At 57.4% G+C, this 22,598-nt stretch carries 23 protein-coding genes; 10 read left to right on the top strand and 13 right to left on the bottom strand.

Annotation, left to right across the window (positions count from 1 at the left end; all coding sequences use genetic code 11):
- The 3 genes from ACJ8IL_RS24485 to ACJ8IL_RS24475 form a co-directional block, all read left to right on the top strand.
- Positions 1 to 1,601: hypothetical protein (locus ACJ8IL_RS24485; protein ID WP_442516908.1), on the top strand; the 1,601-nt coding region annotated here is incomplete at its 5' end.
- 156 nt (positions 1,602 to 1,757) lie between these two features.
- Positions 1,758 to 2,615, top strand: a complete 858-nt coding sequence (locus ACJ8IL_RS24480; protein ID WP_442516907.1) for a hypothetical protein — start codon at positions 1,758 to 1,760, stop codon at positions 2,613 to 2,615.
- A 526-nt stretch (positions 2,616 to 3,141) separates the two neighbouring features.
- On the top strand, positions 3,142 to 3,837 hold the full coding sequence (locus tag ACJ8IL_RS24475) for a hypothetical protein (RefSeq protein ID WP_127146234.1): 696 nt from the start codon (positions 3,142 to 3,144) through the stop codon (positions 3,835 to 3,837).
- Between the two features lie 70 nt (positions 3,838 to 3,907).
- Here the strand turns inward: ACJ8IL_RS24475 and ACJ8IL_RS24470 are convergent, their stop codons facing one another.
- Positions 3,908 to 4,264, bottom strand: a complete 357-nt coding sequence (locus tag ACJ8IL_RS24470) for a helix-turn-helix domain-containing protein (protein WP_025302436.1) — start codon at positions 4,262 to 4,264, stop codon at positions 3,908 to 3,910.
- Between the two features lie 299 nt (positions 4,265 to 4,563).
- Between ACJ8IL_RS24470 and sdeA the strand changes: the two genes are divergently transcribed.
- Both sdeA and sdeB read left to right on the top strand, forming a co-directional pair.
- Complete coding sequence (gene sdeA, locus ACJ8IL_RS24465; protein ID WP_043141656.1) at positions 4,564 to 5,751, top strand: multidrug efflux RND transporter periplasmic adaptor subunit SdeA; 1,188 nt, start codon at positions 4,564 to 4,566, stop codon at positions 5,749 to 5,751.
- A 24-nt stretch (positions 5,752 to 5,775) separates the two neighbouring features.
- Complete coding sequence (gene sdeB / locus ACJ8IL_RS24460; protein WP_043141659.1) at positions 5,776 to 8,919, top strand: multidrug efflux RND transporter permease subunit SdeB; 3,144 nt, start codon at positions 5,776 to 5,778, stop codon at positions 8,917 to 8,919.
- 65 nt (positions 8,920 to 8,984) lie between these two features.
- On the opposite strand, the gene ACJ8IL_RS24455 is transcribed toward sdeB, so the two are convergent.
- From ACJ8IL_RS24455 to hinT, 9 genes are all read right to left on the bottom strand, one after another.
- Positions 8,985 to 9,464 carry an RrF2 family transcriptional regulator gene (locus ACJ8IL_RS24455; protein WP_089180361.1) on the bottom strand — a complete coding sequence of 160 codons (480 nt, stop codon included), beginning with the start codon at positions 9,462 to 9,464 and terminating at the stop codon, positions 8,985 to 8,987.
- 264 nt (positions 9,465 to 9,728) lie between these two features.
- Positions 9,729 to 10,265, bottom strand: a complete 537-nt coding sequence (locus ACJ8IL_RS24450) for a glycine zipper 2TM domain-containing protein (protein ID WP_167325016.1) — start codon at positions 10,263 to 10,265, stop codon at positions 9,729 to 9,731.
- Between the two features lie 357 nt (positions 10,266 to 10,622).
- Complete coding sequence (locus tag ACJ8IL_RS24445; RefSeq protein WP_004928794.1) at positions 10,623 to 11,927, bottom strand: NAD(P)/FAD-dependent oxidoreductase; 1,305 nt, start codon at positions 11,925 to 11,927, stop codon at positions 10,623 to 10,625.
- Between the two features lie 332 nt (positions 11,928 to 12,259).
- Positions 12,260 to 12,802, bottom strand: a complete 543-nt coding sequence (ycfP, locus tag ACJ8IL_RS24440) for an alpha/beta hydrolase YcfP (protein ID WP_049207138.1) — start codon at positions 12,800 to 12,802, stop codon at positions 12,260 to 12,262.
- Positions 12,803 to 12,881: 79 nt separating this feature from the next.
- Positions 12,882 to 13,901, bottom strand: a complete 1,020-nt coding sequence (gene nagZ / locus ACJ8IL_RS24435) for a beta-N-acetylhexosaminidase (RefSeq protein WP_043141667.1) — start codon at positions 13,899 to 13,901, stop codon at positions 12,882 to 12,884.
- Between the two features lie 38 nt (positions 13,902 to 13,939).
- Positions 13,940 to 14,806: a thiamine kinase gene (gene thiK / locus ACJ8IL_RS24430; protein ID WP_060432874.1), complete on the bottom strand. Its 867-nt coding sequence runs from the start codon at positions 14,804 to 14,806 to the stop codon at positions 13,940 to 13,942.
- On the bottom strand, positions 14,787 to 15,377 hold the full coding sequence (gene lpoB / locus ACJ8IL_RS24425; protein WP_025302429.1) for a penicillin-binding protein activator LpoB: 591 nt from the start codon (positions 15,375 to 15,377) through the stop codon (positions 14,787 to 14,789). The genes thiK and lpoB overlap by 20 nt, the downstream gene beginning before the upstream one ends.
- A 26-nt stretch (positions 15,378 to 15,403) precedes the next feature.
- A complete protein-coding gene (locus tag ACJ8IL_RS24420; protein ID WP_025302428.1) occupies positions 15,404 to 15,793 on the bottom strand; it encodes a YcfL family protein in 390 nt (129 codons plus the stop codon).
- Between the two features lie 11 nt (positions 15,794 to 15,804).
- On the bottom strand, positions 15,805 to 16,155 hold the full coding sequence (gene hinT / locus ACJ8IL_RS24415) for a purine nucleoside phosphoramidase (RefSeq protein WP_004928776.1): 351 nt from the start codon (positions 16,153 to 16,155) through the stop codon (positions 15,805 to 15,807).
- A gap of 221 nt (positions 16,156 to 16,376) precedes the next feature.
- Here hinT and ACJ8IL_RS24410 point away from each other — a divergent pair, with 221 nt between their 5' ends.
- On the top strand, positions 16,377 to 17,282 hold the full coding sequence (locus tag ACJ8IL_RS24410; RefSeq protein ID WP_025302427.1) for a transporter substrate-binding domain-containing protein: 906 nt from the start codon (positions 16,377 to 16,379) through the stop codon (positions 17,280 to 17,282).
- Here ACJ8IL_RS24410 and ACJ8IL_RS24405 read toward each other — a convergent pair.
- On the bottom strand, positions 17,279 to 17,656 hold the full coding sequence (locus tag ACJ8IL_RS24405) for a winged helix-turn-helix transcriptional regulator (protein ID WP_072269823.1): 378 nt from the start codon (positions 17,654 to 17,656) through the stop codon (positions 17,279 to 17,281). The genes ACJ8IL_RS24410 and ACJ8IL_RS24405 overlap by 4 nt on opposite strands.
- A 99-nt stretch (positions 17,657 to 17,755) precedes the next feature.
- Here ACJ8IL_RS24405 and ACJ8IL_RS24400 point away from each other — a divergent pair, with 99 nt between their 5' ends.
- The gene (locus tag ACJ8IL_RS24400) at positions 17,756 to 18,505 is read left to right on the top strand and encodes an SDR family oxidoreductase (protein WP_043141680.1); all 750 of its coding nucleotides are present in this window, start codon (positions 17,756 to 17,758) and stop codon (positions 18,503 to 18,505) included.
- A 51-nt stretch (positions 18,506 to 18,556) separates the two neighbouring features.
- Here ACJ8IL_RS24400 and ACJ8IL_RS24395 read toward each other — a convergent pair whose 3' ends face one another.
- On the bottom strand, positions 18,557 to 19,075 hold the full coding sequence (locus ACJ8IL_RS24395; RefSeq protein ID WP_197835947.1) for a YybH family protein: 519 nt from the start codon (positions 19,073 to 19,075) through the stop codon (positions 18,557 to 18,559).
- 158 nt (positions 19,076 to 19,233) lie between these two features.
- Between ACJ8IL_RS24395 and ACJ8IL_RS24390 the strand changes: the two genes are divergently transcribed.
- Positions 19,234 to 20,157 (top strand): LysR family transcriptional regulator, encoded by a 924-nt coding sequence (locus ACJ8IL_RS24390; protein WP_025302423.1) that lies wholly within the window; start codon positions 19,234 to 19,236, stop codon positions 20,155 to 20,157.
- On the opposite strand, the gene ACJ8IL_RS24385 is transcribed toward ACJ8IL_RS24390, so the two are convergent.
- Complete coding sequence (locus tag ACJ8IL_RS24385; protein WP_033642695.1) at positions 20,149 to 21,453, bottom strand: Nramp family divalent metal transporter; 1,305 nt, start codon at positions 21,451 to 21,453, stop codon at positions 20,149 to 20,151. The two genes, ACJ8IL_RS24390 and ACJ8IL_RS24385, sit on opposite strands and share 9 nt — an antisense overlap.
- 230 nt (positions 21,454 to 21,683) lie before the next feature.
- On the opposite strand from ACJ8IL_RS24385, the gene mntR reads away from it, so the two are divergent.
- Together mntR and ACJ8IL_RS24375 are read left to right on the top strand one after the other, a co-directional pair.
- A complete protein-coding gene (gene mntR / locus ACJ8IL_RS24380; protein WP_319869411.1) occupies positions 21,684 to 22,154 on the top strand; it encodes a manganese-binding transcriptional regulator MntR in 471 nt (156 codons plus the stop codon).
- Positions 22,155 to 22,168: 14 nt separating this feature from the next.
- Complete coding sequence (locus tag ACJ8IL_RS24375) at positions 22,169 to 22,483, top strand: DUF4180 domain-containing protein (RefSeq protein WP_442516906.1); 315 nt, start codon at positions 22,169 to 22,171, stop codon at positions 22,481 to 22,483.
- Positions 22,484 to 22,598 lie beyond the last annotated feature (115 nt).

Raw genomic sequence — 22,598 nt, 5'->3', positions numbered from 1 at the left:
TCGACTACTATAACCGAACCCGCGGAAGCAGTCTTTCATCATCACTGTCAGCTTCATTGGTGTTAGGTAGTAATGGCTCAACTAAGGTTAATAATGCGTTTGTTAAGAGTGCTGTTAAGCATATATTTCATAACTGTTGTCTAGCAAAGGCTAAAGAAATTTTCTCCTCTACCATATTAAATAATAGCCAACAGAGCATGAGTCTTATTCAGGATCTCGAGCACTTTTTTAGGAGCGTTGGGCATTTAGATATTTCCAAGGAACTTTACAGGTTCGACTACAATGCGTTTCCAGATGGATTTAATAGTCGCGAATTCATAAAGAGAGATATTGAAGCAGCTAAAGGCCTATGTAACACGTTAATCATTCCTTCTTTTACTGGAGGGGGGAATTCAAATAACAACGAGCCATTATTAAAATTAAGTGCATTCTTGTCAGCATCAAATTATGAAAGTGCCGAATTTTCCGATGTTCTTCACTGGCCAGGTAAGTCATTTCACGATCCCATAAGAGAAGTATTTAAAGGTGTAACGCTAGCTAGCGGAATCTCACAAACAGGATTACATCTTGACGCTGTTAAATTGTTAGAAAAAATATCATCAAGTGATAGTTTTAATTCTCAAATGGCACTTTTTGATCGAACTGTGCACATAGATATTGAGCCAGATTGGGACTCAGTACGGAACTTTGGTTTGGATAGTGAGAAAATAGAGAAAGCTATGTACTGCGGCAGGCGTTGGATAGCATGGCTTGCAGGCAACTTATTACTGAAACTTCATAATAAGGAGGACTTAATTAGCCTTATTAAAAGGCTGCTTAAAAATGGCGAATATAATACCCTCTTGATTACGTCTTGTATGATTCCATATTTAGATGACAATGATGAGATTAGAGCAGCTATCCTGAACCGTCTAAAGGATAAATTGATCCCCGGATGCCAGTTTTTATATGCTCCATTAGCAAATGTTATCATCACCCTAGACCAAAATGTAATGGATGCTGTATCTAAAGGACTTTTTAAGTCCGGACCAATAACTGCAATAGAAGCCGCAAAACTAGCTGGGAAGTTTTCTGCCGCTGAAAATGAACACTTGTACAAAACTTTAATAGAAGCTTACACGTTTTGGGTCGATAATGAGGAACCATACCCTACTGGAGGGGGAGTAGTACCTGACAGTCCACGGGGAGAACTGCTCACGACTCTTTTCAAAATGAAACAGCCTTCTAATAATGACCTCATGGGATATCTATCGGACCCACGGAGAGATGTAAGGGATGTTGCTGAAAATCACCTAATCTCTCGTATAGAGGTAGATACGTCACTGCGCGAAAAACTTATTAGCGCTACCATTGATGAAACCATAGACCCAATTTATCTGTCTAAGACCATCAAAAAAAACACGCCTTTCAGTCCCCAGCAAATAGACTCTATATGTGAGATGATCAACCATGAAAATTCAAAATTAAGGTATGCAGCTTTTAATATCTTACATACAAATCACGTTTCAAATGAGATGTTAAGGAAGTGGCTGGAAATTGCTATGAAAGATGCCAACGATGAAATTAGATATTCTGCTGTCTTGCTTGAAAGCAGGCTCTAGTGAACGTCCGCTTTAGGCTGCATCAGATAGTTAGAGAGGGGAGTTAAAGTGACGTATAACAAGGCGTCGCTGTCGGAAAAATTTTTCACTACACTCCAATTTTGCCATAGAGCGCGGCGTTAGGCAATAAGCGCTTATAGATAGGAAATAAGTTCGATGAAACAATGTATTTTATGTGGAAAACTACACAATAAGCTATCAAAGGAACACATTGTTCCAAGATGGCTTCAAAAGTATTTCAATCTAAATAATCAAAAATTGAGATTATCAAATGGCACATCGATAAGGTATAACCAGGCTGTTGTCCCCGCGTGCCATACTTGTAACTCAGAAATATTTAGCAGTCTTGAGAAAAGAATTCGAGAAAACACTGCTTCGCCAATGGATTACTATCTTTGGGCATTAAAATTAAGTTTTGCGCTGTCATATAAAGATACTACACTACCAATTGAACGCTCTAATCCTGATAAAGGTACAGTCATTCCCAAAGAAATGGTAGACATTGATTCAAGCGTAATTTATAGCTTGTTTACTTTACTGTCATTTGACTCGAAGACTGTTAATCCATCACCGTTTGGCTCGGTTTTTGTAATTAACAAAAAAGTAGATAATGATAAGGGATTTTTCTTTGTGCATGTGCCAGCCCCATATCGAGCATTAGCAGTCACATTACAAGATAGGATTCTAATTGTGTTATTTGGTGACCGTGGTGTTGTGCAAAAAATCACGTCAATAGAAGCCATTAAAATGCTATATGAATCAGTAAAAGATATTAGGTATATTTTGTTTCACTTATTAAAGACACAAAATCAGCTGACACTTCCATCTCAATGTATTATAAGTGAGAAGGGTATCGAATCTAAGCCAATACCAACGAAAATTCTCATTCGTAAACAGAAGCAAGTTTGGTACGAAGAGCTCGCAAATTTCTGTGGTCTTCCAATTGAATATGGAACGTTGAATTTTGAAAAAGACCAAAAAATGACCATGCCTAAGTATTTGAAAATTGCCTAACAAGCTGTTCAGGGTGGATTCGCAACTTGTGGCATTTCTACTGTGCGTTGGTTTTAGTGTTTAAGGTGGTATGCGGCGGCTTTGGTATTCTGTTGCTCACCTGTTAACCGGGCGTTACCACAAAGCAGGAGTTCACAGGGGCGTGAATCGATTTGTCATTCAGAAGAAACGACAACATGGTTCCGATAGTCGGAAAGCATATGTATATTCTTGACATTTCAAAATTTCTCTTTATAAGTGATGTAGAAAACTCATGGCAATAGCTTGGATCAATTTCGATATTTTTATAGTCGACTATTAGTGCATAACTTATTGAATATACAGGTTATATTCGTGCCGCAATATACAAAAGTGACGGTACGAATCCCTCCCTCACCGCCATATTCTACGAAGAAGCCTGAACTCGCGTTCAGGCTTTTTTGTATGCATAGCGCACCGGCCAGAGAGCGCCCCCTCGACAGCGGCATAAGCTGTCGACCATAATGCCCTCATAAAGGTAGGCCAATGCGTAATGCAAGGGAGAAACGTGGCGCGTAAGAAGAAAGGCAATGCCCCGCGGCCAAAGACAGGCCCCGTTAAAGAAAAATCGAATAACCGTTTGGCGAAAGTATCGGCATTTTTGGTAGGCTCAGGGATTCTCATGGCAATATTGGGCGCCACCTATCAGTACTTCGCCGGCAGCGTTTCATTAGCTTTCGTTCAACCTGTCGGAAGAGCGTATGAGTTCCAACTGACAAACGACACGCCTTCGGATCGTACCGTAGCCTCCTTTCGCATCATTCCCCCCGACGTCCAGCAAGTGATCTACAAAGTCACCGAGGATGTCTATGCCACCCGCGACGAAAAAGGGCAGATCACCTTGCCGGGCGGTAACCAGAGTTATGTTCCTGCCGCAGAATTTAAAGAGCTTGATGGCCAGCGCTTATCCGCGAACTCCTCATTCAAGTTTCGCGTGCCGCCGCTTTCCAATCGCACCTGGATGGCACCGGAGGCAGCCATCGTCGACATTCGCTATGAAATCGACTCGTCAAACCCTGTGCTTGCCGCTATTGAAAGCGTATTTAACGTCCTGGGTCTCCACACCCGCCAGCACACCGTTCGCTACCTGGTCATTGAGAACTACTGGACGCCTTCACGTTCAAACTCTCTCAACGAGGCGATTCGTATATTCTGCCGCGACAGCGACACGGTGGCAAAGTCAGGCAGTTGCGACAACTTTTGAATCCCCCACAGGTAAAGACAAAAAAGCCCGAACGCAAATTCAGGCTTTTTTATCCCCACTGCCCAACCGATCAGTGGTGCGTGCATCTCACCGACGTTGGCTGCGCCAACGCACGGCGCCAGTCGCCCGGCGTTTGGCCAAACTGGCGTTTGAAGCTGCGGTTGAATGACTGCTGTGAGTCGAAGCCGAGTGAGATCGCCACGCTGACGATCGGTTCGCCGCTGTTGGCCAAACGCTCCGCCGACACCTTCAATTTCTGCATACGGATATACTCCCCCAACGCGTAGCCGGTCTGGCGCTTGAACATGCGCTGCAGATGCCATTTGGAGTAGCCCGCGCGGTCCGCTACGGTGTTGATATCCAGTTTTTCTTCCAGATTGTTGTCGATCCACGTCTTCAAATCGGTAATGAAACCCGTCGTGTTCATGCTGATGCTCCCATCATTCGGCAGGGTCCCCCTCTGCCCGATGCACATACGTTGCAACAGTTTCGCTTTAAATGCAATTTTTATTATTGCATTTACCAGAAAGCCGCCTCTATACTCCACCCAATTAATGTAACCGATATTGATACATTAATGTGACACCAATATGTTTCAAAACCTAACGTTGGGCCATAACAAGGCACAACGCCCCTTCCGCCGAACGCAGGCATACATGAAGGGAAAGCCCGGAAAACAGGGCTGGGTATGGGGCCAGACAGCGCTTACTTATCGGAATAAAAATAATGGCAAATCAACCAAACTCATCGTTCAACGCCGGCGGCCGCACGCGCGCCTTCGCTCTGGGCCAGCGGCTCTCCGGGGTGGCGCTGCTGGCCGCCCTGCTCGCCGGGTGTGACAACAGCGTCGCGCACAACGCCCCGCCACCGCCGCCGGTGGTCAGCGCCGCCAGCGTGGTGGTCAAACCGATCAGCCAGTGGGATGCGTTCAATGGCCGGGTCGAAGCAGTGCAAAGCGTACAGCTGCGCCCGCGAGTTTCCGGCTACATCGAGCGGGTCAACTACACCGAAGGCGACGAGGTGAAGAAAGGCCAGGTGCTGTTCACCATTGACGATCGCACCTACCGCGCCGCGCGCGAACAGGCGCAGGCCGAGCTGGTGCGAGCGCGCAATCAGGCAACCCTGGCGCGCAGCGAATCTTCGCGCACCGAGAAGCTGATCGGCACCCAGGCCATCTCGCAAGAGGTGTGGGAACAGCGTCGTTCGTCCGCCGCACAGGCGCAAAGCAACGTGCTGGCGGCGCAGGCTCAGCTCGATATGGCGCAGCTTAATCTCGACTTTACTCGCGTCACCGCGCCGATCGATGGACGCGCCAGCCGCGCGATGATCACCGCCGGCAACCTGGTCACCGCTGGCGACAGCGCCAGCGTGCTGACGACGCTGGTGTCGCTCGATAAGGTTTACGTCTATTTCGACGTGGATGAAGCCACCTTCCTGCGCTATCAGCAGCAGGGCCGGCACGATGCCCGCCTGCCGGTGAAAGTTGGCCTGGTGGGTGAAGACGGCACCCCGCATCAGGGGCTGGTGGATTTCACCGATAACCAACTGAACGCCGGTACCGGCACCATCCGCATGCGCGCCCTGCTCGACAACCGCGATCGTCGCTTCACGCCGGGGCTGTTCGCCCGCGTGCAGATGCCCGGCAGCGCCGAGTTCAACGCCATGCTGATCGACGATAAAGCGGTGATGACCGACCAAAACCGCAAGTTCGTTTACATCGTCGATAAAGACGGTAAGGCACAGCGCCGCGACATCGACGTGGGCCGCATGGCCGAAGGATTGCGCATCGTGCAGAAAGGGTTGGCAAACGGCGATCGGGTGATCGTCGACGGCATGCAGAAAGTGTTTATGCCGGGCATGCCGGTCGACGCGAAAAGCGTCGCGATGACCACTACCGCTTCCGCACTTAACTAAGCTCCCAGCCGAGACTTCTGACCCATGGACTTTTCCCGTTTTTTCATCGACCGACCGATCTTTGCCGCGGTGCTGTCGATACTGATTTTTGTCGCCGGGGCGATCGCCATCCCGCTGCTGCCGATCAGCGAATACCCGGACGTGGTGCCGCCCAGCGTGCAGGTGCGCGCAGAATACCCGGGCGCCAACCCGAAAGAGATCGCTGAAACGGTGGCCACGCCGCTGGAAGAAGCGATCAACGGCGTCGAAAACATGATGTACATGAAATCGGTCGCCGGCTCCGACGGCGTGCTGGTGACCACCGTCACCTTCCGCCCCGGCACCGATCCCGATCAGGCGCAGGTGCAGGTGCAAAACCGCGTGGCGCAGGCCGAAGCGCGCCTGCCGGAAGACGTACGCCGCCAGGGCATCACCACTCAGAAACAGTCTCCGGCGCTGACGCTGGTGGTGCATCTGGTCTCGCCTTCCGGCAAGTACGATTCGCTCTACCTGCGCAACTACGCCACCCTGAAGGTCAAGGACGAGCTGGCCCGTCTGCCGGGCGTCGGCCAGGTGCAGATCTTCGGCGCCGGTGAATACGCGATGCGCATCTGGCTCGATCCGAACAAGGTTGCCGCGCGCGGGCTGACCGCCTCCGACGTGGTGAGCGCCATGCAGGAGCAGAACGTGCAGGTCTCCGCCGGCCAGCTGGGCGCGGAACCGATGCCGACGCGCAGCGACTATCTGCTGTCTATCAACGCCCAGGGCCGCCTGCAAACCGAAGAAGAGTTCGGCAACATCATCCTCAAAAGCGGCGACAACGGCGAGATTGTGCGGCTGCGCGACGTGGCGCGCATCGAAATGGGTTCCGGCAGCTACGCGCTGCGCGCCCAGCTCAATAACAAGGATGCGGTTGGTATCGGCATCTTCCAGTCGCCGGGCGCCAACGCCATCGAGCTGTCGGACGCGGTGCGCGGCAAGATGGCCGAGCTGGCAACCCGCTTCCCGGACGGCATGAGCTGGAAAGCGCCGTACGATCCGACGGTGTTCGTGCGCGATTCGATCCGCGCGGTGGTGGATACCCTGCTGGAAGCGGTGATCCTGGTGGTGCTGGTGGTCATTCTGTTCCTGCAGACCTGGCGCGCGTCGATCATTCCGCTGTTGGCGGTGCCGATCTCCGTGGTCGGCACCTTCGCCGCACTGTATCTGCTCGGCTTCTCGCTCAACACCCTCAGCCTGTTCGGGCTGGTGCTGGCGATCGGTATTGTGGTGGATGACGCCATCGTGGTGGTGGAGAACGTCGAGCGCAATATCGAAGAGGGGCTGTCGCCGCTGGCGGCGGCGCACCAAGCGATGCGCGAGGTCTCCGGCCCGATCATCGCCATCGCCGTGGTGCTGTGCGCGGTGTTCGTACCGATGGCGTTCCTTTCCGGCGTCACCGGCCAGTTCTACAAGCAGTTCGCCGTCACCATCGCCATCTCGACGGTGATCTCCGCCATCAACTCGCTGACCCTGTCGCCGGCGCTGGCGGCGCGCTTGCTGAAACCGCACGGCGCGCCGAAAGATATGCCGTCGCGCCTGATCGACCGGCTGTTCGGCTGGCTGTTCCGGCCGTTCAACCGCTTCTTCGCCAGCGGTTCGCAGCGTTACCAGCACGGGGTGTCCCGCGTGCTGGGCCGACGCGGCGCGGTGTTCGTCGTTTACCTGCTGCTGCTGGCCGCCGCCGGGGTGATGTTTAAGACCGTGCCCGGCGGCTTTATCCCGACGCAGGACAAGCTGTATCTGATTGGCGGCGTGAAGATGCCGGAAGGCGCCTCGCTGGAGCGCACCGATGCGGTGATCCGCAAGATGAGCGCCATCGGTATGAGCGTGGACGGCGTCACCGATGCGGTGGCCTTCCCCGGCCTGAACGCGCTGCAGTTCACCAATACGCCGAATACCGGCACGGTGTTCTTCGCGCTGGAGTCATTGAGCACCCGTACCCGCACCGCGGCGCAGATCAACGCCGAGATCAACGCGCGCATTTCGCAGATCCAGGAAGGTTTCGCCTTCTCGATCATGCCGCCGCCGATCCTCGGCATCGGCCAGGGTTCCGGCTATTCGCTGTACGTGCAGGATCGCGGCGGGCTGGGTTACGGCGCGCTGCAGACCGCGATCAACACGATGTCCGGCGCCATTATGCAAACGCCGGGCATGGGGTTCCCGATCTCCTCCTATCAGGCTAACGTGCCGCAGCTGGACGCCAAAATCGATCGCGACAAGGCCAAGGCGCAGGGGGTGCCGCTCAATGCGCTGTTCAGCACGCTGCAAACCTACCTCGGTTCGTCTTACATCAATGACTTCAACCGCTATGGCCGCACCTGGAAGGTGATGGCGCAGGCCGACGGCCAGTTCCGCGACAGCGTGGAAGACATCGCCAACCTGCGTACCCGCAACGACAAGGGCGAAATGGTGCCGATCGGCAGCATGGTCAGCATCGGCACCACCTACGGCCCGGATCCGGTGATCCGTTATAACGGCTTCCCGGCGGCAGACCTGATCGGCGATGCTGACCCGCGCGTGCTCTCCTCTACCCAGGCGATGGGTGCGCTGACGCAGATGGCCGATAAGCTGTTGCCGAACGGCATGAACATTCAGTGGACCGATCTGAGCTATCAGCAATCGACCCAGGGCAACGCCGCGCTGGTGGTGTTCCCGGTAGCGGTGCTGCTGGCGTTCCTCGCGCTGGCGGCGCTGTATGAAAGCTGGACGCTGCCGCTGGCGGTGATCCTGATCGTGCCGATGACCATGCTGTCGGCGCTGTTCGGCGTGTGGCTGACCGGCGGCGACAACAACGTGTTCGTGCAGGTCGGGCTGGTCGTTCTGATGGGGCTGGCCTGTAAGAACGCCATTCTTATCGTCGAGTTCGCCCGCGAGCTGGAAATGCAGGGCAAAGGCATCGTCGAAGCGGCGTTGGAAGCCTGTCGCCTGCGGTTGCGCCCGATCGTGATGACCTCCATCGCCTTCATCGCCGGCACCATCCCGCTGATCCTCGGCCACGGCGCCGGCGCCGAAGTGCGCGGCGTCACCGGCATCACGGTGTTCTCCGGCATGCTGGGGGTCACGCTGTTCGGGCTGTTCCTGACGCCGGTGTTCTACGTCACCCTGCGCCGCCTGGTGGCACGCAAGGCACAGCCGCAAACGGCGTAATCATCGTCTTAACATGCAAAAAGGTCGGGCATTGCCCGACCTTTTTTTATGCATGCGAACCGCGATTATTTATCGGCGGTTTCAGCCTCTTGCGCAGCGGCGTACTCCGCACAGGCGCGCTTGTCGCCCCGCTCCAGTTCGGCCAGCGAATCGGCCACGGTGTGGCGCGCCAGCACCGCAAGCGAAGCCTGTTCGGCCTCGTTTACCACCGACTTGAAATACCAGCAGGCGTTGGCGCTCACCAGGCAGCGAGCCGGCACTTCAGGACGGGAAGCCCAGATGCGCTTGTCGTCGATCACCGCCAGGTAGATGTCCCGCAGGGTGATCTCTTCCGCCGGGCGGCCGAGGTGGATAGAGCCGTTTCGGCCCAGGGTGGAAACGATGATGCCGTCTTTGGTCAGCGGGACCATCAGTTTGCGGATAAAGCTGGGGTTGGCTTCCAGAGCGGCGGCGAGGATGGCGCTTGTCGAACGCATGCCCTGCTTCTCAGCTACGGCGACGCTAAGGACCATTTGCAACGCTGTCGGAAAGCGAAAATCTAACATGTCGTTATCTCTGCGAGACGAAATACTCGGGTTTGACCGGTGTGGCGATTGGCGCCGATAACACCGCTTAATTGCACAATAATATAACAAACGCGGGGGCTTTTTTGAAGTTTTGCCCAGTGATATCGCACGCAGACATTAGAACGATCGCAAATTCCTGGACAGGCAAAAAACAGAAACCCGCGTCAATGTTAACGCCGCTCGCTTAACCGGGTTAAACGATCAGAACTAACACTGCCCGCGGGTTTAATTCGAATGTGGCGATCAGGCTCTGTTCAGCACCAGCTGGCCGTTTTTATCCAACGGGATTTGCGTGCCCGGATCGTGATCCATGCGGATCTTGCCCTGCTGATTGCCGATCTTGTAGGTCACGTCATAGCCCAGCATTTTCTGGGACTTGTCGTAGACCGTTTTGCAACGCTGCTGAACGCTGGTGCTGACGTCGTTGTTCTGCATCGCCCCTTGCACCTGGTTACCGGCATAGCCGCCACCCAGTGCGCCTACCACGGTCGCCACGTCGCGCCCGCGACCGCCGCCGAACTGGTGGCCGATCACGCCGCCCGCCACTGCGCCCAACACAGAACCGGCGATGCGGTTTTCATCCTGCACCGGTGCACGGTGCGTCACGGTGACGTTGCGGCATTCCTGACGCGGCGTTTTGATGGTTTCTTTAATCGGCGTTGCGGCGAGCACCTGCGCATATTGCGGACCGGCAGAAAAGACGTCGAGGCTGGCTACCGCGGCAATCCCCAGAGCGGCAGCGACACCAATTCCAACACCGGCTAACATTGACTTGTTCACAGGAAACCTCCTGAAAGTGTTACCACGCATTTTTTCCGGGGTCTGTTACCGGCATGGCACCGCGCTTATTATTTTGCGCATGGGCGGCTTGCGGTATCCCGGTTTACGGCGTGCGCGACGCGCCGTCTGTAAACGAGATAAAGTCTGCACAATGATCTGAGGACCCGCAATAAGACAAGGGGACCAAAAATGCGGGAAAACGGCTGTTTTCCCGTTGTTTAGGAGGAATCTTAAGAATTTTACCCATATCGGCGACAGCTTATGCTGAAGAATCAAGCAACCGCCGCCGATCGCCTCGCGCTGCCATAAAAAAAACCGCGCGGGCGAACCGGCGCGGGTTGGTCGACAAAGGCGGGATCAGTGCATCTTCAGACGCGGGCGGATCACCCGGTTAATGCCGCCCACCAGCATCATCAGGCCGGTTTTGATGTAGCCATGCAGCGCCACCTGGTGCATGCGGTACAGCGAGATGTAAACGAAGCGCGCGATGCGCCCTTCCACCATCATCGAGCCGCGCATCAGGTTGCCCATCAGGCTGCCGACGGTGCTGAAGCGCGACAGCGACACCAGCGAACCGTGGTCTTTGTACACGTAAGGCTTCAGCGTCTGGCCGTTCATCAGCGCCAGGATATTGGTGGCGCAGCGCGAGGCCATCTGGTGCGCCGACTGGGCGCGCGGCGGCACGAAACCGCCGCCCTCTTTCGGGCAGGAGGCGCAGTCGCCGATGGCGAAGATGTTCGGATCGCGCGTGGTCTGCAGCGTCGGCTCCACCACCAGTTGGTTGATGCGGTTGGTTTCCAGGCCGCCGATATCCTTCATGAAGTCCGGCGCCTTGATGCCGGCCGCCCACACCATCAGATCGGCATCGATAAACTCGCCGCCCTTGGTGTTCAGGCCTTTGGCGTCCGCGCTGGTCACCATGGTGTTGGTCAGCACGCGCACGCCCAGTTTGATCAGTTCCTGGTGCGCAGCAGCGGAAATGCGCGGCGGCAGCGCCGGCAGAATGCGCTCGCCGGCTTCCACCAGCGTCACGTTGAGCGCGCTGTTGTCCAGGCCTTCGAAACCGTAGCTGTGCAGCTGCTTCACCGCGTTGTGCAGTTCGGCGGACAGCTCAACGCCGGTGGCGCCGCCGCCGACGATGGCGATATTAACTCGCTCTTTTTGCCCCGGCTGGGCCGAGAACTTCAGGAACAGGTTGAGCATTTCGTTGTGGAAACGACGTGCCTGATGTGGGTTATCCAGGAAGATGCAGTGCTCTTTCACGCCCGGCGTACCGAAATCGTTCGAGGTGCTGCCCAGCGCCATCACCAGGATGTCGTACGGCAGTTCACGCGCCGGCACCAGCTCGCCGCCCTGCTCGTCGCAGATCTGCGCCAGCTGCAGCGTTTGCGTTTCGCGGTTGATGTTGGTCAACGACCCCAGCTGGAAGCTGAAATGGTGATTGCGCGCGTGCGCCAGGTAGCTGAGCGCATCCACGCCGTCATCGAGGGAACCGGTTGCCACTTCGTGCAACAGCGGTTTCCACAAATGGCTGTGGTTGCGATCCACCAGCGTGATCTCCGCTTTGTTCTTGCGGCCAAGTTTATGGCCCAGGCTGGTCGCCAGCTCCAGACCACCGGCGCCGCCGCCAACAATAACGATTTTCTTCTTTGGCGTTGTCAAAATAACCCCCTAAATGTGAACCATTTGTTATCCCAGGGTAAATAAATAATATCCTTAGAATACATAGGGTTCGCGTAAAATAAATCGGCTCTCTGAAGCCAGAATAGCATGTGAGGTTATTTGGTCATACCAAAATTGACGTACATCAATTTTTTTTGGTTAAAGGCTGGACGAGGGGATTTTTTGGGGATTGCGATTCAAATAGTTAGCGCTGAGTCACAGTTTTAAATTTTGCCGATTGCCACGCAAAATCTGGCTTTGACGCACAAAAAAGCCGCACTTTCCGTCGGTGAAAAACGGGGAGAGCGGCTCGCGGCAGCGTTATGAAACTGTTAACCCAGCGCCTTGAACGCCTTGAGCCGCTGAAGATGCGGCGAGATGTTTTTGAACTTGTGCGTCTGCTGTTCATCCCAGACGATTTCGTAGTAGTGATGCAGCAATTCGGCACTGCGCCGGTTATCCAGCACCTCGTCGTGACGCGACAGCACCACCAGACAGCGATCGCGATTTTTCTCGCGGAAATCCTCCACGCACTTGGTGGCGATATCGCGATACTCTTCCGGCCGGTCTATCTTGCCGTGCATGTGTTCTTCCGGGTACAGATTGGGATTGAACATCGCCTGGCGAATGCCGCACAGGAAGCCGATGCGCTCCGCCCAGAAGCCGCCGAGGCCGACCCCGCAGATCAACGGGTGCGTGTCGCCACCCTGCTGCACCGCCTTGTCCACCTCTTTCAACAGATGCTGCATGTCGTGACGCGGATGCAGCGTGCTGTAGCTGATAAAGCGCACGTCCGGATCGATAAACTGCAGCTGTAACACCTTTTCATGATTGCCGGGGCTGGTGGAATCGAAGCCGTGCAAATAGATAATCATGTGGATCCTCGCAACAAGCCAAGGGCCGCGGGCGCGGCCCTCATCATTTCCGCTCTGCGCCGCGGTGCGGCGCCTGGATTCACCCTTGCGAACGCTGCTTGTGCTCCTCCCAGCGTTCGCTCAGCGCGCTGAGCGCCTTGTGCGCCTGCTGCCAGCGCTCGGAGTCGCGCAGTTCCTGACGGGTGAACTGACCGCGATGATATAACCGCTTCACCTTCTCTGCTTTGACCGGGGACAGGTTATCCAACACGCTGACCGCACCTTCGCGGTGGTTGCACACCAGGATCATGTCGCAACCGGCATCCAGCGCCGCCTGGCCGCGCTCGGCGTAGCTGCCCATGATCGCAGCGCCCTCCATCGACAGATCGTCGGAGAAAATCACGCCGTCGAAGCCCAACTCCTGACGCAGGATCTGCTGCAGCCAGTAAGGCGAGCCGCTGGCCGGACGCGGGTCCGCTTCAGTATAGATGACGTGAGCCGGCATGACGGCGTCCAACAGCTGACGGTTGATCAGCTCGCGGAAGATCGCCATGTCGTGCTCGCGGATCTGCGCCAGCGGCCGCGGATCGCGCGGCGTTTCCTTGTGCGAATCGGCGCTGACGGCGCCGTGCCCCGGGAAGTGTTTACCGGTGGTTTTCATGCCGGCGCTGTGCATGCCGAGGATGAAGCGTTCCGCCATCGCCAACGCCTGCTGCGGATCGCTGTGGAACGAACGTTCGCCGATCGCCGCGCTGCCGTGGCCGATGTCCAGCACCGGCGCAAAGCTGATGTCGATATCCTGCGCGATCATTTCCGCCGCCATCAGCCAGCCGGCCTCCTGCGCCAGACGGCCGCCTTCCTGCGCATTGTGCAACGCGGCAAACGACTGCGCCGCCGGCAGACGGGTGAAGCCCTCGCGGAAGCGCTGCACGCGCCCGCCTTCCTGATCTACCGCCACCACCAGCCGATCGTGCGATTCGGCGCGGATCTGGCGCACCAGCTCACGCAGCTGCTCCGCATCGTGGAAGTTGCGGGTAAACAGGATCAATCCACCAACCAGCGGATGTTTCAATATTTCGCGTTCTTCTGCATCCAGCTCGTAGCCGGCGACATCTAGCATTACTGGGCCCACGGGCACCTCACTTCATTATTGTTCGTTCAGAATTCAGATGATGATAAACAGAATCGCCGGCGCAGCGCCGCGCCCCAGCGCAAAAATTCGGCGTCGCCGCTCTGCTGCCAGCGCACTTCAAACCACAGCAGCATCAGATAATCCACCCACGGCAGCCAGCGCTGCACCTGCGCCTGCAGCCGGGCGACGTCGTGATAGCCCTGACGCGCGTAGTGCTGCAAAAAGCGCTGCTGCGCCTCCGCCGCCCAGCCGTTGCCGCGAAACAGCGCGGCGATATCCAACGCCACATCGCCGTCGGCGGCATACTCCCAGTCGATCAGCCGCAGCCCCTCGCCGGTCGCGAGCAAATTGCCCGGATGGATGTCCATGTGTAGCGGCGCCAGGCGTAATGGCCGCGGCGGCGCGCAGCGTAAGAAATGACGCTGCCAACTCAGCCAGGCGGGGGTTAAACGCCGCGTATCCAGCTGCTGCCAGTAGCGGCGGAACTGCCGCCGCAGATCCAACCGGTAACCACTGAGCGGCCGCCGGTGCAGCGTCGCCGCCATCGCCGCCAGCTCGCCGCGCTGATTCAGCCTGTCAAACTCAGCTTCTGTGACGACGTCACCTTCGAGCCATTCGAGGACAAGCCACTGATTATTCTGCGCGAAAACCCGTGGCCCCAGCCCCGGCGCGCAGCGCCTCAGGACCTGCGCCTCCCGCCGCCTGCTCACGCCCAGCGTGCGTTTCTCCGCGCTGTTTTGTCGCGCCAGCAGCGTGATGCCCGAACCGTCGATACGCCAGCTCTCGCCGGTCAGCCCCTGCACCGGGCTGAAATGACAACCGGCGGTATTCACCGCCGGCAGTCTGGTTTCCATCAATCGTCGCAGCGCGGCCTCAGCGTTTAACGGCGCCATTGCCCGACCAGACGATCTCGCCGGTTTGCACCAGCATCAGCTGCATATCCAACGCCGGCGACTTCACGTCGCCGCTGACGTCGCTGTACAGCACGTACTGCGCACCGACGATGCGCGCCAGGCCAATCGCCTTGCTGCGCGAGCCGAAGCTGTCATCCGCCGACAGGCCCAGCGTTTGTCTGGCGCTGGTCAGCTTCGCTTCCGGCACCACGCTGAAGGTGGAGTTCGACGCCAGCGCCTTATACAGCGCCGCGGTGGCTTTGCCCATCTGCAGCGAGCCGTTGGTGTTGTTCTTGACGCTGTCCAGCAGCAGCACGCTGCCGGCCGTGACGCCATCGGCCTTCAACATCTGATTCACCAGCGGCTGAACGCTGCCCAGCCAGTCGAGCTGCTGGATTTTCGGCGGCTGCGGCACCGGCTCGGTAGTTGGCGGCTGCGGCTGCTCGACCGGCGGCGTCGGCTGTTCTGGTTCGACGGTGACCGGCGGCAACGGCTGATCCGGCTCAGGCGGACGCGACAGACAGCCGCTCAGGGTGAATGCGGCCAGCGCCACTAAGACGTACTTTTTCATGCTTTTTCTCCAAACCTGGCAAGCGCTTACAGGTACAGATACAGACGCGCGCTTTTAGCTTCCAGATTACCGTTAATCGAGTAGATTTTGGCGTCCGAGTTAGGCGCCACGACGATCTCACGCGGTTTCTCGAAGGGGCGAATATCCAGCCCCTGCGCGTCGTACCAATAGAAACGATAATGCACGGTGACCGGCGTCGGTTGGCTGTTATTGAGCACCGAAGTCGCCATCACCCGGCCGGAAGCGTTCGAGACAGAGGGCGTATCGGCAAAAATGCCGGCGGTCAGCACCGAAGGATCCATCACCACCGTTTGCCCCCGGTTAACCGCGATGCCGGATGGCGAACTGCACCCCATCAGCAACGCGGCGGGCAGCGCCAACGCCATCAGACAACGCAGAGTTTTTTTACCGCGCATGATTTCCTCGCTTAACGTGACAGCAGCGGCCCCAGCGAGCGGCCACCGACCAGGTGCATATGAATATGATAGACCTCCTGACCGGCGTGGCGGTTACAGTTGACGATCAGGCGGTAGCCGTCCTCGGCGATGCCTTCCTGTTCGGCGATCTTCGCCGCGGCGGTGATCATGCGGCCCAGCGCAGCTTCGTGCTCGACGGTCACGTCGTTGACGGTTGGGATCAGCACGTTGGGAACGATCAGCACATGGGTAGGCGCCTGGGGGGAGATGTCACGGAAAGCGGTGACCAGTTCATCCTGGTAAACCACATCAGCAGGGATTTCGCGGCGGATAATTTTACTGAAAATCGTTTCTTCGGCCATCTGGCGTTCCTTGTTTTACACAATTAGCTGTACGCAGTATGAGTGACAAATTCTACTGCTTTCAACCTGATTGCGCACTTTCCACGTCGAGTGCTGCAGATTCGCGCAGGCCGTCGCCCCGCTTGTGCATCTTTTCACTTTGGTTATTCACTATTGTTGCTTTACTTGCCCCGCGCCGCCGCCAATAGTAACCCCATGATTAACAAAGGATAGAGGGCACTATGCCACTGAAGATTGCGGCGCTGTGCGCGCTGTTGCTGAGCGCTGCCGTGCAGGCGGCCACGACGGGCGGTATCGACCTGCAGGCTAACCGAGAGCCGATACGCACGGAGAAAAACCCGGCGGCTATCGCGCTGATCCCGGCGAACTTTCACTTCGCGGTGCCCGGCAAGCTGACGGTGGCGGTAGCATTCGAGAACTCCCCGCCGCTGGCGCTGTTCGCCGAAGACAATAAAACGCTGATCGGCAGCGATCCGGACATCGCCCGCCTGGTGGCCGACAGCCTCGGGCTGGAGCTGAATCTGGTGCCCACCTCCTGGGAAGATTGGCCCTTGGGCATCAGCGCGGGCAAATACGATGCGGCGATCTTCAACATCGCCGTCACCAAACAGCGTAAAACCAAATTCGACTTCGCCACTTACCGGGTGGACACGCTGGGCTTTTACGTCAAATCCACCAGCCACATCACCTCGATCAACCGCCCGCAGGACGTGGCCGGGCTGCGGATCATCGTCGGATCCGGCACCAATCAGGAAAACATTCTGCTGGGATGGGATAAGCAGAATCGCGCCGCCGGGCTGCCGCCGGTGCAGCCGATCTACGTGACCGACGACGCCGCCACCAACCTCAGCATTCAGTCCGGGCGCGCCGATGCGTTCTTCGGCCCCCACTCCACCGGCGCCTACAAGGCGGCGCTGACCGGCAAAACCAAAATGGTCGGCATCGGCCCCAACGTGGCCTACGTCGCGGTCACCACCAAAAAAGGCAACGGGTTGGTGAACGCCGTCAACGCCGCGATCAATGGCGCGATCGTCAGCGGCGAATATGCGCAGGTGCTGGAACGCTGGGGCGAAGGCGACGAAAAGGTCGAGCGCTCAACCATCAACCCGCCGGGCATCGGCGACTAGCTACCAATCAGCTGCGGGGCATGTCGGCGCATCCACTCGGCCAGCGAGTCCAGCGTCGGCCGCAGCGATTTGCCGAGCGTGGTGACCTGGTACTCCACCCGCGGCGGCACTTCGGGATACACCTGCCGCGTCACAAGACCGCGCTGCTCGAACAGCCGCAGCTGGCGCGTCAGCTCTTTTTGCGCAATGGGCGCCACCGCCCGCTGCAGCTCGCTGAATCGCACCGGGCCATCGATCATAATCAGCCGATACAGGATGGGTATCGCCCATTTGCCCGACACCAGATTGACGAAGTCCACCATCGGGCAGGATTCGCCCGCCGTCGGCAACGCCGACAAATTATTTTTCGCCGCTAAGGGCGCTTGTGTCGTCATTTCATCCCACCTCGCCCTTTAGTATCCCAAAGGTGCCTACTATGCAAAAGGAACTATAGCGCAAATAATGCCGTAACAGACGTTAAAGAGGAATCGGTTATGTCACGACTGCAAGGCAAATACGCATTGATCACCGGCGGCACCAGCGGCATCGGGCTGGAAACCGCCCGCCAATTCATCGCCGAGGGCGCAACGGTGGCGATCACCGGCCGCAGCCAACGTGCCCTGGACGCGGCGGGCCAGGCATTGGCGGGCAACGCGCTGTTGCTGCTGAGCGACGCCGGCGACATCCCACAGCAACGTGCGCTGGCGCAGCAGTTGGAGCAACGGTGGCCGCGGCTGGACGTGCTGTACGTTAACGCCGGCGACGTCACGCACCGCCCGCTGCAGGAGTGGGATGAGCAGAGCTACCAGCGGCTGATGGACATCAACCTGAAGGGGCCGTTCTTTCTGATCCAGGCGCTGCTACCGCTGCTGGCCACCCCTTCCTCGGTGATCCTGTGCGGTTCGGTCAGCGCCCATATCGGTCTGCCGCAAAGCAGCGCCTACGCCGCCAGCAAAGCCGGTTTGTTATCTCTGGCCAGAACGCTCTCCGGCGAGCTGCACGCGCGCGGCATTCGCGTCAACGGCCTCAGCCCCGGCCCGACCGAAACCCCGGCGCTGGGAAAATTGGGGCTGGCGGAAGCGGATGAACGGGCATTGCGCGACGATATCCGCGCGCTAGTGCCGATCGGCCGCATGGGCAGCGCACTGGAGCTGGCCAAAGCGGCGGTGTTTCTGGCGGCGGATGAGTCGGCCTTTATGGTCGGCGCGGAGCTGCAGATGGATGGCGGCGTGGGGAACCTGTAACCGCGCGCGACACCCTAAGAAGGCCGCTTGCGCGGCCTTTATCTGTCCCTCTCAGCTCACCCCTTGAATCGGGTTGGTATTAAAGGTGTAGACCACGATCTTCCATTGGCCCTGCTGTTTCTCCAATACAAATACTTCACGGTTTAAATCGATCAGGGTGGCACCGTCGCTTATTCGAGTAACCGTTGCCCCGCGATGATGGTGCGTGCGCACATAGGCCATATTACCGCTCACGCTGACGCTGTCATAAGAAAACTCGGTTTCAAATTTCTCGTTTTTAAATAAGTCATCATATTGTTGGCGGCGCTTTTCATTGCTGTCCGCCGTCGGTTTTTCGTTCCATTGTGAGTAACTTTCTGGCGCAAAAAGTGACAAGATCGTTGGCGTATCGCCGGCGTTAAGCGCTGTCTGGTAGCGGTTTATCAGCTCATACACCGCCTTCTGTTCGGCCGCGACGCCCGCCTCTGCGGAAACCCTGTAACTTTGCGATGCGGCCTCGCTGCTTGCGGCATAAGTTTGGCCGCACAAGCCCGTGCCCGCCAATAACAATACGGCAGTTAATTTTTTCATATAAATATCCTCTTCGGCATTATTTCATTATGGCAATACAGGATGCGATTTCAGATAAATAAAAACGCTGAAAATAAACTATCCAATGCTGCGTCAAATTGACAGCCGGCATATTTAAAAATACTCTTTTAATAATTTAAATAATGGAAGCCGTTAACATGAATGAACTGCACGCGCTGCGCGTATTCTGCCAGGTGGTGGAAATGGAGGGGTTCAGCCAGGCGGCAACCAAAATGGGGCTCTCCCCGGCCAGCGTCACATACAGCATCAATCAGCTTGAAAAACAGTTCGGGCAACCCCTGTTCAAGCGTTCAACCCGGCGCTTCTCGCTGACCAGCGCCGGGGAGCGTTGCTATCGCACCGCACAAGACATCCTGCAGCAGTTTGACCGGCTGAAAAACGACATGTCGGGCGATTTTGAACAACCGCGAGGACCGCTGCGGGTCGAGATAGCCACGATGCTCAGCAGCATGCATATCGCTCCGGCGCTCCCGGCTTTTTTGGCGCAATACCCGGAATTGCAGCTCAGCGTGTCGGTTAGCGATCGCCTGGTCAATCCGGCGGAAGATCGCGCCGACGTATTTATTCGCATCGGCGCCGGCCACATACCCGAGATGGTCAGCCGTCAATTGCTGCAACCACGCTATTTGTGCTGTGCGTCTCCCGATTATTTTGCGCGCCATGGCCGGCCGGAACACCCGGAACAGCTGCAACAGCATCAGCGGCTGGGATTTATCCGTTCAGGCGCGGCGGCGGCGGACGACTGGCAGTTCATTCGTGGTGACGAGCGCTACCGTCTAGCGCCCAGCCCGCTGCTGAGTTTCAACCATTCACAATCGCTGTGCGAGGTGGCCAGGAACCACCTCGGCCTGGTTTACTTGCTGGACTGCACTCTGGAAAACTATCTGAAGGCAGGCGAACTGGAACCGATACTGCAGGAGTGGGCGCCCACAGGGGCACCGATCAATATTCTCTATCCGCGCCTGCGGGATCGCAGCCATAAAATTCGGGTTTTCGTCGACTTCATCAGCGAACTGTTCGCCAACAAATTCGCCGGGCCCCGCTCCCGCGTCTCACCCTAACCCAGGGATATCGACGCCGAAAGTCTGCAACAGCAACACCACGTTAAGCAGCACGATCACCACCGTGCCGACCACTGCCGCCAGGCTGGTCCAGCGGCCGTTGGCAAACTCGCCCATGATGTCACGGCGACGGGTGAACATCACCAGCGCGATCATCGGCGCCGGCAGCGCCAGGCTCAGCACCACCTGGCTGTAGACCAGCGCGTCGGTGGCGTTGACGCCCATCGCCACCACGATAAACGCCGGCACCATGGTGACCAGGCGGCGCACCCACACCGGAATACGGAAACCGACGAAGCCCTGCATGATCATTTGCCCGGCCATGGTGCCCACCACCGAACTGGAAATGCCAGAGGCGATCAGCGACGCCAGGAAGATACCGGCGGCGGCCGCGCCGAACAGCGGCGTCAGCGTATGGTAGGCGGTGCCAATTTCGGCCACGTCGCTGTTACCGGCGTGGAAAGCGCTCGAGGCCATGATCACCATCGCGATATTCACCAGCCCTGCCAGCGCCAGCGCGATCACCACCTCAATATTGGAGAAACGCAGCAGCTTGCGCCGCTCGCCGTTGTCGCTGGCCGGGCTGCGGTGCTGGGTCAGCCCCGAGTGCAGGAAAATGGCGTGCGGCATCACGGTGGCGCCGATAATGCCGACGGCGATGGTCAGCGCCTGGGCATCCGGCAGTTGCGGCGTCACCATGCCGATCCCGGCCGCCTGCCAGTCCACCGGCACAATGAACATCTCCACCAGGTAGCACAGCGCGATGATGCCTACCAGGCCGCCGATCATCAGCTCGACCGGGCGGAAACCTTTCTTTTCCACCATCAACAGCGCATAGGTGATCACCGCCGTCACCCCCATCCCCGCCAGCAGCGGCATGTGGAACAGCAGCGCCAGTGCGATCGCCCCGCCGAGAAACTCCGCCAGATCGGTGGCCATCGCCGCCACTTCGCTAAGCAGCCACATGCCGATCACTACCGGCCGCGAAAACTGATCGCGGCACATCTCCGCCAGATTGCGGTTGGTGACGATGCCGAGCTTGGCCGACAGCGCCTGGAACAGCATGGCGATCAGGTTGGCCATCACCACCACCCACAGCAGGCTGTAGCCGTATTTCGCCCCGGCCTGGATGTTGGTGGCGAAGTTACCGGGGTCCATATAGGCAATAGAGGCAATCACCGCCGGACCGGCGAACAGCAGCGGCGTAAAGGCGCCGCGCTTGCGCCCGGCAAGGGCGGCGCCAATCGCGATGTTGGTCCGTTCGGTTAACGATGAGGGAGTTGCCGCGTCTCGCATGAAGTACCCTTAATCTTTTGCTGGTTATTTTTCCACCGATCATGCTGACAATGTAGCATCGGCTACACTTTATGCAACAGGCGAAATTAATGGGCTTTGTGTAGAGATATTTCTAACTACCACAATGCGTGGCATCGAATTGATAATGTGTGCTATTTGGACTAACTTAGGGCAACCCTCCCCGCATTGCCGGGAGACGCCATTTTTATGCTTACAGGACGCCCCACGCTATGGTTACCCGCGCGCCAGATAACGCCGACCGCCCCGCCCAGACCGACATGCCGGACGAGGCCGAGCACGCCCTGCGTTTTAGCCGCGCCCGCCAAGCGCAGTCCAATGCGCTGATCGAAGATTACGTTGAGCTGATCGCCGATTTGCTGCAAAGCACCCGTGAAGCCAGAACCACCGATATCGCGCGCCGCTTCGGCGTCTCTCACCCGACGGCGATCAAAAATATCGCGCGGTTGAAAAGCGCCGGGCTGGTGGAATCGCGCCCTTATCGCGGGGTGTTTTTAACCGAGGAAGGCGAGCAGCTGGCGCAGAAGGTGCGCCGCCGTCACCGCATTGTGGTCGATCTGCTGATGTGCCTCGGGGTGCCGAGCGAAACTGCCGAGCTGGACAGCGAAGGGATTGAACACCATATCTCGGACGAAACGCTGGCGGTGTTCGAGCATTATTTGCAGCAACACGTCAAACCCTGACTCCCGGGGCGCCGATGAGCTACGCCGTGCAGCACGTTCATGGCCTGCGCCTGGTGGTTTTCGCCGAAGCCGGGCCGCTGTTGAAAAACGAAAACGACGTCAGCCTGTTTATCGCGCCCGCTTTTGAACACGAGGCCGGGATGATTGCCCTCCCCGTCAACCGCCTCGACGCCGCCTTCTTCCAGCTAAGAAGCGGCGTGGCCGGCGCCGTATTGCAGAAATTCATCAACTACCGCCTGCGCGTGACGCCAATCGCGGCGAACAGATCCGGTTCCTTCCTTCTCTCGCCGAGCTCGAACAGCGGCTTGGTACCTGACGGCAGGCAATAAAAAATCTATGGTCACCCCCGTTTTTGCAACACCGATTTTGATTTATGATGGGCTTGCTTAAATCTATACGGCGTCTGATGGGTAACACTGCGTTACCCGCGCCACGATGAAGTCC

The organism is Serratia sp. CY47444 (assembly GCF_052168635.1).
GTDB lineage: Bacteria > Pseudomonadota > Gammaproteobacteria > Enterobacterales > Enterobacteriaceae > Serratia > Serratia bockelmannii.
This window is presented reverse-complemented; position numbering and strand designations above follow the sequence as displayed.

Excerpts from the sequence above, each read along its gene's own strand:
- ACJ8IL_RS24480 (WP_442516907.1), top strand. The coding sequence starts at position 1,758 with ATGAAACAATGTATTTTATGTGGAAAACTACACAATAAGCTATCAAAG.
- ACJ8IL_RS24470 (WP_025302436.1), bottom strand. The coding sequence starts at position 4,264 with ATGAACACGACGGGTTTCATTACCGATTTGAAGACGTGGATCGACAAC.
- sdeA (WP_043141656.1), top strand. The coding sequence starts at position 4,564 with ATGGCAAATCAACCAAACTCATCGTTCAACGCCGGCGGCCGCACGCGC.
- sdeB (WP_043141659.1), top strand. The coding sequence starts at position 5,776 with ATGGACTTTTCCCGTTTTTTCATCGACCGACCGATCTTTGCCGCGGTG.
- ACJ8IL_RS24455 (WP_089180361.1), bottom strand. The coding sequence starts at position 9,464 with ATGTTAGATTTTCGCTTTCCGACAGCGTTGCAAATGGTCCTTAGCGTC.
- ycfP (WP_049207138.1), bottom strand. The coding sequence starts at position 12,802 with ATGATTATCTATTTGCACGGCTTCGATTCCACCAGCCCCGGCAATCAT.
- nagZ (WP_043141667.1), bottom strand. The coding sequence starts at position 13,901 with ATGCTAGATGTCGCCGGCTACGAGCTGGATGCAGAAGAACGCGAAATA.
- thiK (WP_060432874.1), bottom strand. The coding sequence starts at position 14,806 with ATGGCGCCGTTAAACGCTGAGGCCGCGCTGCGACGATTGATGGAAACC.
- lpoB (WP_025302429.1), bottom strand. The coding sequence starts at position 15,377 with ATGAAAAAGTACGTCTTAGTGGCGCTGGCCGCATTCACCCTGAGCGGC.
- ACJ8IL_RS24420 (WP_025302428.1), bottom strand. The coding sequence starts at position 15,793 with ATGCGCGGTAAAAAAACTCTGCGTTGTCTGATGGCGTTGGCGCTGCCC.
- hinT (WP_004928776.1), bottom strand. The coding sequence starts at position 16,155 with ATGGCCGAAGAAACGATTTTCAGTAAAATTATCCGCCGCGAAATCCCT.
- ACJ8IL_RS24410 (WP_025302427.1), top strand. The coding sequence starts at position 16,377 with ATGCCACTGAAGATTGCGGCGCTGTGCGCGCTGTTGCTGAGCGCTGCC.
- ACJ8IL_RS24405 (WP_072269823.1), bottom strand. The coding sequence starts at position 17,656 with ATGACGACACAAGCGCCCTTAGCGGCGAAAAATAATTTGTCGGCGTTG.
- ACJ8IL_RS24400 (WP_043141680.1), top strand. The coding sequence starts at position 17,756 with ATGTCACGACTGCAAGGCAAATACGCATTGATCACCGGCGGCACCAGC.
- ACJ8IL_RS24395 (WP_197835947.1), bottom strand. The coding sequence starts at position 19,075 with ATGAAAAAATTAACTGCCGTATTGTTATTGGCGGGCACGGGCTTGTGC.
- ACJ8IL_RS24390 (WP_025302423.1), top strand. The coding sequence starts at position 19,234 with ATGAATGAACTGCACGCGCTGCGCGTATTCTGCCAGGTGGTGGAAATG.
- ACJ8IL_RS24385 (WP_033642695.1), bottom strand. The coding sequence starts at position 21,453 with ATGCGAGACGCGGCAACTCCCTCATCGTTAACCGAACGGACCAACATC.
- mntR (WP_319869411.1), top strand. The coding sequence starts at position 21,684 with ATGGTTACCCGCGCGCCAGATAACGCCGACCGCCCCGCCCAGACCGAC.
- ACJ8IL_RS24375 (WP_442516906.1), top strand. The coding sequence starts at position 22,169 with ATGAGCTACGCCGTGCAGCACGTTCATGGCCTGCGCCTGGTGGTTTTC.